Below are 1,981 nucleotides of genomic sequence, written 5' to 3'. Positions count from 1 at the left end.
CGCTGCGCTGTGTCCGTGGATGGCACGCGCGAACAGCTCCTTGCCGACGCCGGTCTCCCCCTCGATCAGGATGGGCACCGGCAGCGGCGCCAGACGTTCTCCCTGGGCGATCACCGTGCGCAGACTGTCGCTGTCCCCGACGATGTCGGCGAAGCGGGAGCGGTTGCGGTCGGACTCATCCGGGACAGCGCGCCGCCCGGCCGTCGGCCGGCTGGATGCGGCGGCGGGGATGACCAGCAGCGTTCCCCGCCGCTCTCCATCCAGCATCAATGGCCGGACCCAGTCGGAGGGAACCGGCAATTGTCCCCCTGCCCTGTTTCCGACACCGGGGATGGGAAGCTTCATCCCACGGTTCAGCTGCGGCAGTTCCGATCCGAGGCTTGTCTTCAACAGATGTGCCGCCTTCCGGCTGGCATAGAGAAGGCGCCCACGGGCATCGAGTGCGATCAGTCCCTCTCCCGCATATTTCTGGCTGTCCTCCAGGCAGGCTTCGAGCAGCCGCACATGCTCGGCCTCCGTCTGGCGGGCGAGGTTCCATTCAACCTGCCGGGCGGCGACCACGGCCAGCGCCAGCGCCTGTCCGCTGAAGCTCTGCTTCAGGCCGGAGATGTCGAGAAGGCCGACGACCATCCCGTCGACGGGATCGTGGATCGGCGCACCGGCACAGCTCCACCCCTTGATGCCGGCGCAGTAATGCTCCGCCGCCTGGACCAGGACCGGCTGTTTGGAGGCGAGGGCCGTGCCGATTCCGTTGGTGCCGGCACAGCTCTCCCCCCACTGGCCGCCGCAGGCCAGGCTGATGTCGCGGGCCGAGGTCAGCGTCGCGCGGTCGCCGGCAGCCTCCAGCACCACCCCATTGGCATCGGTGATCAGCATCACCGTGCGTGTTCCGGCCAGCAGATCCGCGGCCTCCGCCAATGTCGAGGCCGCCGCCTGGAGAAGGTCGCGGTTGTCGCGGCGCAGAGCCTCGATATGGTCGCCGCAGACCACCGGTGCAGACTCCGCCCGCGCATCGACCAGGAAGCTTTGACATCGCGCCCAGGATCGGATGACCACGTCGCGCACCGGCAGATTGTCGCGCCGCGATCCGGAAACGAAATCCTCCCACGCCTTCATCGTCGCGGTTTCGCCTTCGCCCGGCCCATGGAGCGCCCGACCGGACGAAGCAACGGCCAGATGGCCGATGCCGGCCCCTTCGTTGGCCAACATTGTCCCCTCCCTGCTTCCCGGCGTCATTCACGGTCTGTTTCCGGTGCGCCGATTGTCTTCGGATAATGGATGCGGAGGTTCGCCTGCAAGTCCTCCGCATCAGCGATTGTTTGTATAAGAAACCATATGCCGAACCGAAGCGGGAGCGGTAGTAGCGGATTACTCTATGGCTTTTTTCCTGCCTTTCTCCCCGAAGGTGGAGGTGAGATGTGACGGCCGGGCGGGATCAGGTCCGCCCATACCGCTCCATTCCACCGCCACGGGCCGGCCCGGCGGTGGGATCGACGTCGTCCGGGATATCGGCGATCAGCGTGTGGGTGGTCAGCACCAGCTTGGCGACCGACACCGCGTTCAGCAAGGCCAGCGTGGTGACCTTGACCGGATCGATGATGCCGGCGGCGAACAGGTCGCCGAACCGGCCGCTGCGGGCATCGAAGCCGGAACCGTCGGGAAGTCCGGCGACCCGAGTGGCGACGCCGGCCCCGTCCAGCCCACCATTTTCCGCGATGCAGACCAGGGGCTGCAGCATCGCCCGCTGCACCAGCCTCACGCCGGCCCGCTCGCCGTCCCCGACATCCTCGGCCAGCCGGTCGAGCAGCGGAGCGATGCGGGCAAGCGCGGTGCCGCCACCGGGCACCACGCCCTCTGCCAGAGCCGCGCGGGCGGCGGCGAGCGAATCCTCCAAAAGCTGGGCGGTGCGTTTCTGCTCCACCGGAGTGGCGCCCCGACCTCGATCAGGGCGGTGCCGTGCGTCAGCTTCGCAGCCGTTGGG

General features: G+C 68.0%; 2 protein-coding genes. Both read right to left on the bottom strand.

Going from position 1 to position 1,981, the window contains the following annotated elements; all coding sequences use genetic code 11:
- Positions 1-1,209: sigma-54-dependent Fis family transcriptional regulator (locus I71_RS28995; RefSeq protein ID WP_042702509.1), on the bottom strand; the 1,209-nt coding region annotated here is incomplete at its 3' end.
- A 226-nt stretch (positions 1,210-1,435) separates the two neighbouring features.
- On the bottom strand, positions 1,436-1,981 hold a 546-nt coding region (locus I71_RS28990; RefSeq protein ID WP_280109926.1), incomplete at its 5' end, for a TCP-1/cpn60 chaperonin family protein.

This window comes from Azospirillum sp. B506 (assembly GCF_000333595.1).
Lineage (GTDB): Bacteria > Pseudomonadota > Alphaproteobacteria > Azospirillales > Azospirillaceae > Azospirillum.
This window is presented reverse-complemented; position numbering and strand designations above follow the sequence as displayed.